The organism is Pseudoalteromonas sp. R3, from assembly GCF_004014715.1.
Lineage (GTDB): Bacteria > Pseudomonadota > Gammaproteobacteria > Enterobacterales > Alteromonadaceae > Pseudoalteromonas.
The window spans coordinates 2408952-2423201 of record NZ_CP034835.1; the positions used below are offsets into that span (position 1 = coordinate 2408952).

Here is a 14250-nt window from a genome sequence, read left to right on the forward strand (position 1 = left end):
GGCGGATGATAGACATCACTTTTTTGGCCTGGTATGCACCCTAATTCCGGTGAAAAGCCACAAGTGACCTTTACTTAGGTACCGGTTAACTCAGGTGGCTTACGCACTTGGAACCTGAGTTAAATTCTGTCGATCGCTAAATCGGCGCGTATTATGCCTTAATTAAGACTTTTTCGCAATAGGTGCCATCATCATAATCATTTGACGGCCTTCAACCCGGTTAGGGAATGACTCAACCTGAGCCACCTCTTCCAGGTCAGCCTTCAAACGATTTAGCATTTCAATGGCAATTTCCTGGTGGGCCATTTCACGGCCACGGAAACGAATAGTGATTTTCGCTTTGTCGCCCGCTTCAAGGAATTTGCGAAGGTTACGCAGTTTGACCTGATAATCGCCTTCGTCCGTGCCAGGACGGAATTTGATTTCTTTAACCTGGATCTGTTTTTGCTTTTTCTTTTGTTCTTTTTGTATTTTTGCTTTTTCAAAAAGGAACTTACCATAGTCCATTACTTTACAGACTGGTGGCTCTGCATTCGGACTGATCTCAACCAGGTCCAGGCCGGCTTCTTCCGCAAGCGTTCGTGCTTCTCTAATTGAAACTACGCCTGCCTGTTCGCCTTCAGCGTCAATTAAGCGAACTTCTTTCGCTGTGATTTCTTCATTGATACGATTTTTCTGAGCAGTAGTTTGCCCTTTTTTGCCGCCTCTAATGGTACGTTCCTCCAAAAAGTCAAAAATATATTGTGCGAAAAGCGTTTTATGTTAGTTGATAAACTTTTCGCACAGGTTTGTTAATTTAACGTCTGTCTTTGATTTCTTCGCTGATCTTAGCAATAAAGTCATCAACAGAGAACTTGCCCAGGTCTTCACCTTTGCGAGTTCTTACCGCAACTTCTTGTTGTTCAACTTCTTTGTCTCCAACAACAAGGAGATACGGGATACGTTTTAAAGTATGCTCGCGGATTTTAAAGCCAATCTTTTCATTTCTCAAGTCAGCACCGGCTCTTATTCCAAGTTTATTCAGTTTTTGTACAACTTCCTGCACATAGTCCGCCTGTTTATCGGTGATATTCATGATCACCACTTGCTTAGGCGCAAGCCAGGTCGGGAATAAACCCGCATACTCTTCAGTCAGAATACCAATGAAACGTTCCAGTGAACCCAACACAGCACGGTGGATCATCACTGGTGTTTTACGTTCATTGTTTTCTGCTACATATGTCGCGCCTAAGCGGCCCGGTAAAGCAAAGTCTAGCTGTACTGTGCCACATTGCCAAGCACGCTCAAGACAGTCGTACAAAGTAAACTCGATCTTAGGACCATAAAACGCGCCCTCGCCTGGCAGATAATCGAACTCGATGTCGTTTGCTTTAAGTGCATCAGCCAGCGCTTCTTCTGCTTTGTCCCACATTTCGTCGTCGCCGATACGCTTTTCAGGGCGTGTAGACAGTTTTACGACAATCTTTTCAAAGCCGAATGTTGAATATGTATCATAGATCATATTAATACAAGCTGATACTTCATCCATGATCTGCTCTTCTGTACAGAAGATATGTGCGTCATCCTGAGTAAAGCCACGAACACGCATCAGACCGTGCAGTGCACCCGAAGGCTCGTTACGGTGACAACAACCAAATTCGGCCATACGTAGTGGTAAGTCGCGGTACGACTTCAGGCCCTGGTTGAAGATTTGCACGTGACCCGGACAGTTCATCGGCTTAATGGCATATTCACGCTTCTCAGACTCTGTGGTGAACATAGCATCAGCGTACTTGTCCCAGTGGCCTGATTTTTCCCACAGACCACGGTCCATCATCAGCGGGCCTTTAACTTCTTCGTAAGCATATTCACGTAGCTTCTCGCGCACGAAGTCTTCAAGCTCACGGTAGATGCTCCAGCCGTCGTTATGCCAGAAAACCATGCCCGGCGCTTCTTCCTGCCAGTGCCACAGATCCAGCGCTTTACCGATTTTACGGTGATCGCGTTTCTCAGCTTCTTCCAGGCGCTTCAGGTAAGCCTTAAGCTGCTTCTTATCTGCCCACGCAGTACCATAGATACGCTGCAGCATTTTATTTTCTGCATTACCACGCCAGTATGCGCCAGCCACTTTCATAATTTTGAAGTGTTGGCAGAATTTCATGTTTGGCACGTGCGGACCACGACACATGTCCACATATTCTTCGTGGTGGTAAAGGCCTGGACGGTCATCTTTGTCGATGTTTTCATCCAGGATTTCCATTTTGTAGGTTTCGCCACGCGCTTCGAACGCATCGCGTGCTTCTTGCCAGCTTACTTTCTTTTTAACAACGTCATAGTTAGTTTTAGCAAGTTCAAGCATGCGCTTTTCGATGGCATCGAGGTCTTCCTGAGTCAGCGAGTGCTCCATGTCGATGTCATAGTAGAAACCATTGTCAATGGTCGGACCGATCGCCATTTTGGCTTCAGGGAAAAGCTGCTTAACCGCGTGGCCAATCAAGTGCGCACACGAGTGACGAATGATCTCTAAGCCATCTTCATCTTTTGCGGTGATGATCTCAAGCTGCGCGTCCTGTTCAATCAGGTCGCATGCATCCACTCGGACGCCGTTCACACGACCGGCAATGGTCGCCTTCGCAAGGCCTGGGCCGATGTCCTGAGCAACTTCTAAAGTGGTAACCGGATTTTCAAAAATACGCTGACTGCCGTCAGGGAGAGTAATTACTGGCATGATAATTCCTATTTACAGTGGTGACACCTACAACGCATCACATGTATTAGTTAAGTTAATTCTTTTAAATTTGACGCCCATCAACGCTTTTACGAATAAGCATTGATTGAACAGTGATATACTGACAGAGTCTGGGGACTTTCAAACGCAGCGCCCATTGTGAACGCTCACGTGGCGAGTTGCAAGGAAAAGACTAAGATTAAGCAGGGATTTGGGTAAAATGACGAGGAAAACCATGGCACAGAAACACACATACAAGTTTGCATCCTTCAATTTGCTGAACTTTGCTGCGCCCCCCTATTCTTTTTATCAACTAGATGAATCCTACAATGACACACAATGGCTGACCAAAACTCAGTTTATCACAGGTTTAATCCAGCATATGGACCCCAGTGTGATTGTATTTCAGGAAGTATTTAGCCCGGAAACACTGGCCACCTTGTGCGAAGATTTAGGGCTGCCCTATTTTGCCACCGTCGATACGCCCAAACCCGACCTGGTTTATCCCAATGTGCTGTTTAACCCCATTGTCGCCATTGCCAGTAAGTTCCCCTTTAAAAGCTTCACTCCGCTGGAGCCTTGCCCTGAACTCCTGGAGTACCTCAATAACCAGCACCAGTTTAAGTTCAATCGCACGCCCATAAAATGCAGTTTTGAGCTACCCGGTTTTGGCCTGACAACCGTCTATGCGGTGCATTTTAAATCTCAACGCGTCCATTCGATGGCTCATATGCTGGGCAATACTTCTGTTGAAGATCCCCTGCTCACGTTATTACACCAGACAGTGGGCACTATGCAGTCGCAGATCTCCCGCTCCTTGGAAGCCTCTATTGTTTACTACGATGCACTCAAGACTCAAAGGGAAAAAGGCGCCGCAACACTCGTGATGGGCGATTTCAACGACCATATTGCCAGCCCGGCGCTGTCTTTTATGACTCAGCAGTTTCCAACCAGTGCCATACATCAGGATGTTAATAGCGTCGGACTGTTCGACAGTTTTTGTCTGGCCGACAATCAACTTAGTTTTGGCCAGAAGCCGCCGACACATTATTATCAGGGTACGGGAAACACGCTTGATTATATTTTAGCCTCTAAAGAGTTCAACCCAAACCATGAACACAGCAAGGTCAGACGCCTGACCTATCACAATTATGCCTCGCACCTCGACCCCAAAAGAGATGAAGAAGACATTCGCTATTCTGATCATGCCGCCATTGCCATAGAAATGATGTTGCAATAAGTTCTCGGCGTTGGCGAGCTGTGATATGATCTTTACCTGTAACGATTTATTTGACCAGTTAATGGGAAACCAACAATGAGAACACTCGGTGTAGAGATTACCGGCAGCGAGGCCCTGCTGTGCCTGCTGAGCAAAGAAGAAGACGTTTTTGATATTCGCGATATTCGCCAGACGCGCTTTACGCTCGGCAATATTGGCCAGGACACAGACGCGATGCGCAAATTCCACTTCGATTTTGCCAAGCTGGTAGAAGATTACAAAATTGACTCTATTGCCATCCGTCAACGTGCCCATAAAGGCAAGTTCGCGGGCAGCGCGGCCGGCTTTAAAATGGAAACAGCGATGCAGCTTATCGAAGGCACAGACGTCAAATTATTGTCTTCTACTGAAGTTAAAGAACAGCTGAAGCGTAATCCGGTGCCAGTCGATTTCGCCGATACAGGGTTAAAAAAGTACCAGGAACAAGCGTTTCATAACGCCTACGTATACATTATGCGTAAAACCTATGGTCATGACGAAGCCGAACAGGCGGAATAACCCTATTGCCCGGCACGTAGGCCGGGCTTTTTGATCCCGCGACACACCGATAACACTTTCTCTTATTTCACTTTTTCCAAATTGTCACTTGGTTTTCAGTCATATTCTGCGTTATAAGTACGCAAGGCGTGTGCGCTTTTTCTGAGCAAACCTACGAACACACCACATCAACACACAGGGTCAGCCCGGCACTGTCATTATGCAGGAGGCAATATGCTTAAGTTTTTCGAACGATTCACCGACCCATTCCCAGCGCGACCAGCGACACAACCACCACAAGGCTTGCTGGCGTTTTGCCGGTTTTATACCAAAGGCATGGAATGGCCTCTGTTGTTGATGTCGCTGTCGGCTGCCACCCTGGCTGCGCTCGAGGTGATGTTGTTTGGCTTTATGGGCACACTGGTTGACTGGATGCAGGCTTACACGCCCGCTGAGTTGTTTGAAGTCAAGCGCCAGGAGCTCACTGTGATGGCCGTGATCACTTTAGTCGGTCTGCCCTGCCTGGTATTTTTCCACAGTGCGATACTGCATCAAAGCCTGCTGGGTAACTACCCTATGGCCATTCGCTGGCTGGCGCATCGCTATCTGCTAAAACAAAGTATCTCTTTCTATCAGGATGAATTTGCCGGGCGCATTGCAACCAAAGTTATGCAAACGGCCCTGGCCATCCGAGAAGCGGTGATGAAGCTGCTCGATGTACTGGTTTACGTTATTGTGTACTTTGGCGCTATGCTTGCGCTGGTGAGCGACAATGACATGAGACTGATGATCCCACTGCTGATTTGGCTGGTCTTGTACATAGGTATGCAGTTTTATTTTGTCCCCCGACTCAAACAGATTGCCAGTAAACAAGCCGATGCCCGCTCTCAGATGACTGGTCGCGTGGTCGACAGCTACACGAATATCACCACCGTGAAGCTGTTCTCATATAATAAACGCGAAGAAGTCTACGCCCGGGAAAGCATGGACCTGTTTATCCAACCTGTCTATGCCCAGATGCGACTGGCAACCCAGTTAAACGTCAGCATCCAGACGCTTAACTTTCTTTTGGTGTTCAGTGTCGCGGCTGGTTCACTTTACCTTTGGTCACTCAGCGCCATCACCAGTGGTGCGATTGCAATCACGATTGCTCTGGCTTTGCGCCTTAACGGCATGTCGCAGTGGATCATGTGGGAAGTGTCCAGCCTGTTTGAAAACATCGGCACGGCCATTGACGGTAAAAATACCTTAGCCAGGCCGTTAGACGTGCAGGATCTGCCCAATGCGCCGGCATTAAAAGTCACCAAAGGCGAAATAAAATTTACCGACCTGCATTTTGCCTACAAACGGCAAAAACACGCCGATCAGCAAGCTGTTATTCAGGGACTCAACCTGACCATCTCCCCTGGCGAAAAAATCGGCATTGTTGGCCGCTCTGGCGCAGGTAAATCAACCCTGGTTAATCTGTTACTGCGTTTTTACGATGTTCAGCAAGGCGGCATTGAAATTGACGGGCAAAATATTGCTCAGGTTAACCAGGAAAGTTTGCGTGCACGCATTGCCATGGTCACACAAGACACTGCGCTGCTTCACCGTAGTGTCCGTGATAATGTACTGTACGGCAGGCCCGACGCCAGTGAAGCCGAGCTGCTGGATGCCATTAATCAGGCCGAAGCGAGTCAGTTTATCGAAGGGCTTGAAGACAGCCAGGGGAATACCGGACTGGATGCCCAGGTGGGTGAGCGCGGTGTTAAGCTTTCAGGCGGACAACGCCAGCGTATTGCCATAGCACGAGTATTACTAAAGAATGCCCCTATTCTGATTTTGGATGAGGCAACCGCGGCACTGGACTCTGAAGTTGAAGCGGCGATTCAGGATAGTTTAGACAGTCTGATGACAGGTAAAACCGTGATTGCTATTGCACACCGCTTATCGACCATTGCACAAATGGACCGGCTGATAGTGATGGATCAGGGTCAGATTGTCGAACAAGGCACACACGATGCCCTACTGAAACAAGATGGTATTTATGCGAAATTGTGGACACATCAAACGGGCGGTTTTATTGGTGTTGAATAGTCGCAGCCATGTGGCTCAGGTCGGTTGTTGCGTTGCGTATTTTATGCCCCCACAAAACAACTGGCAGGCCTGATCCACAAAAGCATCAAGATCTGCTTCCGAAAGGGGGGCCTGCCAGCGGATAGCCTGATCCCAAAACGTCAGCCTTTTCAACGCCCCCCAAAAAAACGCTGCAGCAAATGGCGCAGAGAAAGTTCCCAGACATCCAGCTCTGTAAGCCTCTTCAAACCACAGGCTCATTGCAGCTTCGCACTGGCTAAACTTACTATTAAGCCTGTCAGCCTGGGCCTGACAGCGCATGGACTCGATCATAACGATGCGTGACAACTTGATATAGTCTACGTCCGCTAACAAAGAAACAGCGCTGTCGGCAAGGTGACGCAGCTGAATTTCAAAATCATAGTTTGGGATAAACTGAATGGTGGTAATCGGCTGTATTCTTTCAATTAACGAAACAACCACCGCATCAAACAAGGCTTCTTTTGTTGCATAATGCTTGTACAATGTACGTTTGGATACCCCTGCTGCACCGCAAATTGCCTCCATAGTGGTGGCCTGCAGTCCCCGCTGAGCAAACTCTTCTACCGCTGCGCTTAATATTGCTTGTTGTTTTTCAGTAAGCTGGGTCATCGACTCGAACATCTGTGTGAAATTAACAGCAGTTTAACTTAAAAAGGCCCAGTGTGAAAGTAAACGCTTTCGTGTACTAAATTCTTAAAAAAGTACACCACACCGTTTACCCAATAAAAAATTAGGTATACACTTGCGTATACTTGCAACATTGTCGACTCATCCCAGCACAGTACAACTGACTGAAAATCCTGTTGGATAAGCAGCAGCCGGTGCTTTAATGCTGACCCGGTTTGCGCTGTTTTGGTGTAGACAGCGCGCCGTAAGACAGTCTGTTCACTGGTTTCAGGGCCGGATCTACAGTAATTAAATCGGCACACGCAATTATAAAAGCAGTGCTACACTTACTTGATTGGTTTGTGAACACGTCAGCGAATAAATGCAAAAGTAAACCCAATAAATGAGAGTTTAATTCGTCTCTTTTCAGGAATAAAAAATTTTAATCAGGATTTGGAGTATACATGTATCCAGCCAACAAAAGCAGTCGTGTAGTACACCTGGCAACAACGGTATTGTCTGCACTCATTATTTCCGCCTGCTCCGAGGCGCCACAAGGCCAGGGTGGCCCCTCTATGCCGCCCGCACAGGTAAGCATCAACAAAGTCACAACCCAAAGTGTGCCATTTAATATCGAGCTGCCAGCGACACTGGCTGGCGATAAAGAAGTGGAGATCCGGGCCCGCGTGTCGGGGCTTATTGAGTCCCGAAATTTTGAGGAAGGTCAGTATGTTAAAGCCGGGCGCTCTTTATTTACCATTGAGCTTCGTCCATTGCAACTGGAGCTTGAAAAAGCCGCAGCTGAACTCAACGCAGCCAAAGCCAATGTAGCGCAGGCAAAGCGTGAAAAAGACCGGCTTGAGCGCCTGAAAGACGAACGCTCAGTGTCGAAGCGGGATTTCGATAATGCCGTATCAGCGTACGAAATTGCCATCGCAAATCTGGACTCAGCCAAAGTAGCGCTCAGTGAAGCGCAGCTGGACCTGGAATATGCTCAGGTTAAAGCACCCGTTTCGGGTATCATGGGCCGGGAATTTGTCTCCCAAGGTAGCTATGTCTCAGGTCCGACTGTACTCCTGAGTGAACTGACCGACACCGGCATGATGCGCGCACGCTTCGGCTTTTCTGAGCGAGAGCAATTGGCAATGCGCCAGGATGTCGAAAATGGCACCCTCAGCCTGCCCAAAAACAACGAGTTCAACGCCACCATAGTACTGCAGGATGGCTCTGTCTATGCACACTCCGGCAAAGTTGACTTCTCGGATGTGCGAGTCAACCGTTTTACGGGTACCAGTGAGCTCCAAGCACGCATCAATAACCCCGACGGTGAACTGCGCCCGGGTCAGTTTGTCCGCGTTCGTCTGTCAGGCGCGGTGCGTAACAATGCTATTGTGTTGCCACAGCGTGCGGTGTTGGATAACGGCACAGGTAAGTTTGTCTATATCGCAACCGAGAATGAACAAGGTATGACCGTTGCTTTGCCCGCCCCTGTTGAAGTGGGTGAATGGGTGAATTTAGATGGTAAAAATATGTGGGTGATACGACAAGGCCTGACACCCGGCCAACCCGTGATCGTTGAAGGCATGGCGCGGATCTTCTTCCCGGGAATGCCAGTCTCAGTGAGCGGTGAAGGAGAATAATTGTATGTTCTCTAAGTATTTTATCGATCGCCCGATATTTGCATTTGTGATCTCCATTGTCATTGTACTGGCAGGTCTGGCAGCAATGCGCACCCTGCCTATTGCACAGTATCCAGAGATTGCCCCTCCTCAGGTTCAGGTAACCGCCTTTTACCCGGGCGCGTCTGCCGATGTATTGGAACAAACGGTTGCAGCACCAATAGAAAATGCCATCACTGGGGTTGAAGGCATGATGTATATGGAGTCAACCAGTACCAGCTCCGGCACAACCACTATCACTGTCACCTTCGAAATTGGCACCGATATTGATCAGGCCGCGGTCGACGTCAACAATCGCGTCAAACAGGTTGAAGCGCGTTTGCCGGAAGAAACTCGCCGCCAGGGCGTCGTGGTGGCGAAAGGCTCCTCCAGTTTCTTACAGGTTCATGCGTTTTATTCGCCTGACGGTACGCGTTCCAGTCTGTGGACGTCGAACTATGTGACTATGAATATTCTTGACCGCATTAAGCGTATTCCCGGTACCACCAGCGTACAAATTTTTGGTGCCAAAGATTACGCCATGCGAGTGTGGATCCGCCCTGATTTAATGAGTCAGCTGGGTGTGACGGTCGAAGAGATCACCGCAGCCATCCGTGAACAAAACTCACAGTATGCAGCAGGAACCATCGGCGCCACGCCAACCAGCAGCCATCCGCAGGAGCTGGTGTACAGTGTGACTGCCAAAGGTCGTTTGTCTACGCCTGAAGAATTTGAGGCGATTATTATCCGCGCCAACCCGGATGGCTCAACCCTGCGCCTTAAAGATGTTGCGCGTGTCGAGCTGGGCTCAAAAGATTACAACTTTGCCGGTACTTTTAACGGTAAAGAGGCGGTATTACTGGGTGTTTTCCTGCAACCTGGTGCCAATGCACTGGATGTAGCGAACGAAGTAGAATCTGTGATTGCTGAGCTACGTCAGCAATTTCCGGTCGGACTTGACCACGGTATTCCATACGACACAACCCGCTTTGTAGAGGTGTCCATTCGCGAAGTACTAATCACGCTGGTTGAAGCCATGGTGCTGGTATTTTTAGTGGTATACCTGTTCTTGCAAAACTGGCGCGCAACATTAATTCCGACTCTCGCAGTCCCGGTTTCATTATTGGGCACTTTTGCCGGCCTGTATATGCTTGGTTACTCCATCAATACCCTGACACTCTTTGGCATGGTGTTGTCTATTGGTATCGTGGTCGACGATGCTATCGTGGTGCTGGAAAACGTCGAGCGGATCATGCACGAACAACACCTGAATGCTCGTGAAGCAGCTATTAAGGCAATGCAGGAAGTTAGCGGCCCGGTGGTCGCAATTGTACTGGTATTGTGTTCAGTGTTCGTCCCTATCGCATTTTTGGGTGGATTAACCGGTGAGTTATTTCGACAATTCGCCATCACCATCTCGATTTCGGTGAGCCTGTCGGGTGTAGTCGCACTGACTATGACACCCGCGTTGTGCGTAATGATCCTCAAACATGAGCACAAACAAACTGCAGGTTTCTTCTTGTGGTTCAATAACTGGTTCCAGCGCGTCACTGGCCGGTATGTCGGCTCCGTGAGCTTTATGATCCGTCGTGGCCTGCTTGGACTAGTACTCATGGCCTCCATGGTTGGCGCAACCGTTTTCATCTGGCAAAAAACGCCGGGGTCTTTGGTTCCGGATGAAGATCAAGGCTTTTATATTGCCGCAGTGTTCCTGCCTGATGGCTCATCACTTGAACGCACCGCTGCAGTTGTTGAAGAAGTGGTTGCAGCTGCTCAGTCTAACCCGGCCAATGAAAACGTAGTAGCCTTTACCGGTTTTGACTTTATCGGTGGTGGTTACAAAAACAGCGCGGCGACCCTGTTCATTACCCAGAAACACTGGGATGAGCGCGAAATCGATACTAAATCTCTGGTTGGTGAGCTGTTTATGAAGACCGCCGGGATCAACGAAGCGCTGGTACTGGCCTTCAACCCTCCAGCGATTTTTGGCCTGGGTACCACCGGCGGCTTTGAGGTATACCTGCAAAATAAAGCAGGTACCGACCCTGAGCGCCTCAAACAAGGCATGCAGATGCTAATGGGCGAAGCGCAAAAGAGCCCAGTTCTGGCCGGCATTCAGACGCTTTGGCGACCAGATGCACCGCAGCTGAAAGTTCATATGGACAGAGAGCAGGCACGTGCGATGGGCGTGAACATCAACTCGGCGTTCAACGCACTTGCCGCTAACCTGGGTAATTACTATGTCAATGACTTTAATAAGTTTGGCCGTGCGTGGCAGGTACTATTGTCAGCCGAAGCTGAGTTCCGTATGTCACCCGAAGACGTTGGCCGCATTTATGTGAAAAACAACCGAGGTGAAATGGTCCCTATCTCGGCGTTCACTGACATTGAATACAGCCGGGGTCCGGAAACCCTGCAAAGGTACAATAACTTGTCGGCCGTTAAGCTGATGGGTAATGCCGCGCCCGGTTACAGCTCTGGCCAGGCCATTGCTGAGTTTGAGCGAATCGCTAAGCAAGTTTTGCCACCGGATATGACTTTTGAGTGGACAGCATCCGCGTATCAGGAAAAGCGCAGCTCAGGCACAACCGGTCTGGCACTGGGGCTGGCCGTTGTGATGGTATTTTTGATCCTGGCAGCGCTGTATGAACGTTGGTCACTGCCTATTTCTGTATTGCTGGCACTACCCTTTGGTACTTTTGGTGCGCTTATCTCAATCTGGGTTGCAGGTCTAACCAACGACGTTTACTTCCAGATTGGTCTGGTCACTTTGCTTGGCCTGGCCAGTAAAAATGCCATTCTGATCGTTGAGTACGCGCTGATGAAGACACAGCAAGGCTGGAGCCCAGCTGCGGCCGCACTGGAAGCGGCAAGGTTGAGATTCCGCCCCATTATTATGACTTCACTGGCCTTTATTCTGGGCGTAGTACCGCTGGTACTGAGCTCAGGTGCAGGTGCGGGTGCACGTCATAGTGTCGGCACCGGGGTAATGGGTGGTATGCTTGCAGCCACTTTCCTGGCCGTATTCTTCCTGCCCCTATTCTTCTACTGGTTAACCGCAAGACGTGTGGCTGAGAAACGCTCCAAACACGAGCTGTGCGAAGAAATTGCGCAGCAACATAAAGCTGAGCGCGTAGATACTAAAGAAGATTTAGCCTAAGCTGCACAAAGCATAAAAGCGCCGGTGACTCAAAGAGCACCGGCGCTTTTGTTTATGCAGACAAAAAGGTTAGTCTGACGTTTGCTCTAAAGCGCCTTGCTGAGGATTATCAGCAACCAACAGTTGCTCAGGGTCGCTTAAAGATTGCAGTGCCGCAAATTCGCTTTGGGACAATTTAAACCAGTAACCTTCAATACCCGCTTTGCGAACCCAATACTGGTCATCCTCCCGGGCCAGCTCATAACGAGACAAGATGTCGTTGTCACCGGCTTCAAAGCGGGCCACAACCTCCAAACTTGCCTGGCTCACAGCGCCAACACGCAAATTCTCAAGCGTCCTCAATGCCGCCTTCAGGCTGTCGGTATCCAATGAGTCGCTCAGCTCTTCACCCGCTTTGCGCAGCGTCCAGCTTTCCTCTCGTTTAATAAGCTGCAAGTCGCCAACACGGATCTGACTGACCTCATCCAGAGACAGTAAGTCAGCTTCCAGCCAGCTATCAATTTCCGTGCTCAGATCATAGCGGTTTAGCTCCACCCGGTAGACCTCATCGTTCTTTCCCGGTCGAACATATACTTGCTTAAATGCCGGGGTATTACCAACATAGAGCTGCCCTGCGTCACCCAGGTCCAGTTTGAGTGCATAGTCGTCCTGCGCTACTTTAAAGCGCGTATGGCTTGCCTGGCTGGTGGTTTCAGGAAAACGCATAGACAAACGACTAAGCTGAGCTAGCACACGCTGGACTTTGCTCTGATCAACCGCAAGCTCCGGATGTGACTCTAGCGTCCAGTTATCGCCTGATTTGATCAAGGCAACACTTTGCTCAGCCTCCTCAGATTGAGTGCTCAGCGCTAACCGGGTAATATCATTTTGTTGAACCTGCCAGGCGCTGGTAACGGCGCTGTCGCTGCCATCATTCAACCATAGCAACGCTGCCACGCCACTTTGCAACAACAGGCCAATGCCCAACCACATTATCACTTTCATTTAACGTGCCTCCTCTGGCGTAAAAGCAGACTGGTGGCGCGCCAGGCGTCTGGTGCGACGCACTTTAGCCACCAATGCAATGATCAGGATAAGACTTGCAACCGCACCATAGTTAAACAATTCGATGTGCATTGCAGTTTTCTCAGTAAGCGGCGGTAATGTCCGGTTAAAATGACCTCGTGCCCGGATCCCCAGCAAACCATCGTCTTCCAAAGCCCAGTCGAGGGTATTTTGTAACAGCGCCAGGTTATTAAGCGAGGCAGACTGATTGGTGCTGCCAATCAATCCGAGTACCTGATCGCTAAACATCGCATTACTACTGAACACGATTAATCGGGTTTTTTCTGGCGAGTGCCGAACCATTTGATCAATCTGCAACTCAGTTTGTTCTGCTTCACTGCTTTCGGTTTGCTCTTCGCCCTCATCAGCACGGTTTGTTGAGGGCTTATCGGCAAAGTAGGAAGTAAAACGACCCTCTATGACGGCAGCTATATCGAATTGTGTGCGCTGAGAGCTTTGCGGATAACTCACCTCTCCCTGAGTATTGAAACTCGGCATCACATCCAGTTGTGTTGTCTGCCAGGCCTGTTCAGAACTACGTAACAGAGGTTCAAAGTTGTTTTCGCCCTGATAGTCAATACCCGAAGACCAGGGCACTGTAACCTGGGCAAGCCCACGGGTGATCAGGCTTTGTTTGTTCAGCCCCTCTGCGCGGACATCCACAAAGTAAGGATATTCCAGCATCTGAATTTCCTGAAACTGCAAGCCGCCAACGCTGCGCGTCACAGGTATCGGAAATGCGCCATGTTGCTCGTCCAGGATCACCTGCTTTGGTATATTCACGCCATGATGCGCCAGCCAAGCTTGCAGGCCGCTGTTGTGCTCAGTAAGGTTCAGGCTGCGGCCACTGAGATTAATCTGATAAGGCGACGTTGCAGCAACGACCGTTCCGCCACGCATCATAAACTGGTCTACCGCAAACAATGCTTGCTCATCCAGAGACTCAGGCGCCAGCAACAATAACAGATCGGCACTGTCATCAACATGGCCATCCGACAAGTCTTCCCGTTTCACATTGGCCTGCTGGGCCAGCAAACGCTCAACCTGACTAAAGGCACTTTGCCCGTATCGACCCGGTGATGACATGGCATCCGGCATTACCAGCGCAATGTGTTTATTAAGACCCTGTGCAAACTTCTCCACCGCAGCGTCAAAGCTGCGCTCAAACGCCTCAATACTGAAGTCTTCCAACGCCAGTTGCACTACCTGCTCGTCATTT

Annotated in this window: 10 protein-coding genes; 5 read left to right on the forward strand and 5 right to left on the reverse strand. The window is 49.4% G+C overall.

The window, feature by feature from the left end; all coding sequences use genetic code 11:
• Positions 1-162: 162 nt before the first annotated feature.
• The gene (infC, locus tag ELR70_RS15490) at positions 163-726 is read right to left on the reverse strand and encodes a translation initiation factor IF-3 (protein WP_082353403.1); all 564 of its coding nucleotides are present in this window, start codon (positions 724-726) and stop codon (positions 163-165) included.
• A 70-nt stretch (positions 727-796) separates the two neighbouring features.
• A complete protein-coding gene (gene thrS, locus ELR70_RS15495) occupies positions 797-2707 on the reverse strand; it encodes a threonine--tRNA ligase (RefSeq protein ID WP_054017658.1) in 1911 nt (636 codons plus the stop codon).
• 235 nt (positions 2708-2942) lie between these two features.
• On the opposite strand from thrS, the gene ELR70_RS15500 reads away from it, so the two are divergent.
• The 3 genes from ELR70_RS15500 (at position 2943) to ELR70_RS15510 (ending at position 6542) form a co-directional block, all read left to right on the forward strand.
• Positions 2943-3947: an endonuclease/exonuclease/phosphatase family protein gene (locus ELR70_RS15500; protein WP_054017659.1), complete on the forward strand. Its 1005-nt coding sequence runs from the start codon at positions 2943-2945 to the stop codon at positions 3945-3947.
• Positions 3948-4022: 75 nt separating this feature from the next.
• The gene (locus tag ELR70_RS15505) at positions 4023-4484 is read left to right on the forward strand and encodes a DUF3010 family protein (RefSeq protein WP_054017660.1); all 462 of its coding nucleotides are present in this window, start codon (positions 4023-4025) and stop codon (positions 4482-4484) included.
• Between the two features lie 213 nt (positions 4485-4697).
• Positions 4698-6542, forward strand: coding sequence for an ABC transporter ATP-binding protein (locus tag ELR70_RS15510; protein ID WP_054017661.1), 1845 nt, complete (start codon positions 4698-4700; stop codon positions 6540-6542).
• A gap of 15 nt (positions 6543-6557) precedes the next feature.
• On the opposite strand, the gene ELR70_RS15515 is transcribed toward ELR70_RS15510, so the two are convergent.
• The gene (locus ELR70_RS15515) at positions 6558-7172 is read right to left on the reverse strand and encodes a TetR/AcrR family transcriptional regulator (RefSeq protein ID WP_054017662.1); all 615 of its coding nucleotides are present in this window, start codon (positions 7170-7172) and stop codon (positions 6558-6560) included.
• A 461-nt stretch (positions 7173-7633) separates the two neighbouring features.
• On the opposite strand from ELR70_RS15515, the gene ELR70_RS15520 reads away from it, so the two are divergent.
• Both ELR70_RS15520 and ELR70_RS15525 read left to right on the forward strand, forming a co-directional pair.
• Complete coding sequence (locus ELR70_RS15520) at positions 7634-8809, forward strand: efflux RND transporter periplasmic adaptor subunit (RefSeq protein ID WP_054017663.1); 1176 nt, start codon at positions 7634-7636, stop codon at positions 8807-8809.
• Between the two features lie 4 nt (positions 8810-8813).
• A complete protein-coding gene (locus ELR70_RS15525; protein WP_054017664.1) occupies positions 8814-11987 on the forward strand; it encodes a multidrug efflux RND transporter permease subunit in 3174 nt (1057 codons plus the stop codon).
• Between the two features lie 69 nt (positions 11988-12056).
• Here ELR70_RS15525 and ELR70_RS15530 read toward each other — a convergent pair whose 3' ends face one another.
• Both ELR70_RS15530 and ELR70_RS25085 read right to left on the reverse strand, forming a co-directional pair.
• On the reverse strand, positions 12057-12971 hold the full coding sequence (locus tag ELR70_RS15530; protein WP_054017665.1) for a DUF4340 domain-containing protein: 915 nt from the start codon (positions 12969-12971) through the stop codon (positions 12057-12059).
• Positions 12972-14234: a Gldg family protein gene (locus ELR70_RS25085; RefSeq protein WP_206613304.1), complete on the reverse strand. Its 1263-nt coding sequence runs from the start codon at positions 14232-14234 to the stop codon at positions 12972-12974.
• Between the last annotated feature and the right edge of the window lie 16 nt (positions 14235-14250).

Bases quoted from the DNA above. Each gene is read 5' to 3' on its own strand.
- thrS (WP_054017658.1), bottom strand. From the start codon at position 2,707: ATGCCAGTAATTACTCTCCCTGACGGCAGTCAGCGTATTTTTGAAAAT.
- ELR70_RS15500 (WP_054017659.1), top strand. From the start codon at position 2,943: ATGGCACAGAAACACACATACAAGTTTGCATCCTTCAATTTGCTGAAC.
- ELR70_RS15505 (WP_054017660.1), top strand. From the start codon at position 4,023: ATGAGAACACTCGGTGTAGAGATTACCGGCAGCGAGGCCCTGCTGTGC.
- ELR70_RS15510 (WP_054017661.1), top strand. From the start codon at position 4,698: ATGCTTAAGTTTTTCGAACGATTCACCGACCCATTCCCAGCGCGACCA.
- ELR70_RS15515 (WP_054017662.1), bottom strand. From the start codon at position 7,172: ATGACCCAGCTTACTGAAAAACAACAAGCAATATTAAGCGCAGCGGTA.
- ELR70_RS15520 (WP_054017663.1), top strand. From the start codon at position 7,634: ATGTATCCAGCCAACAAAAGCAGTCGTGTAGTACACCTGGCAACAACG.
- ELR70_RS15525 (WP_054017664.1), top strand. From the start codon at position 8,814: ATGTTCTCTAAGTATTTTATCGATCGCCCGATATTTGCATTTGTGATC.
- ELR70_RS15530 (WP_054017665.1), bottom strand. From the start codon at position 12,971: ATGAAAGTGATAATGTGGTTGGGCATTGGCCTGTTGTTGCAAAGTGGC.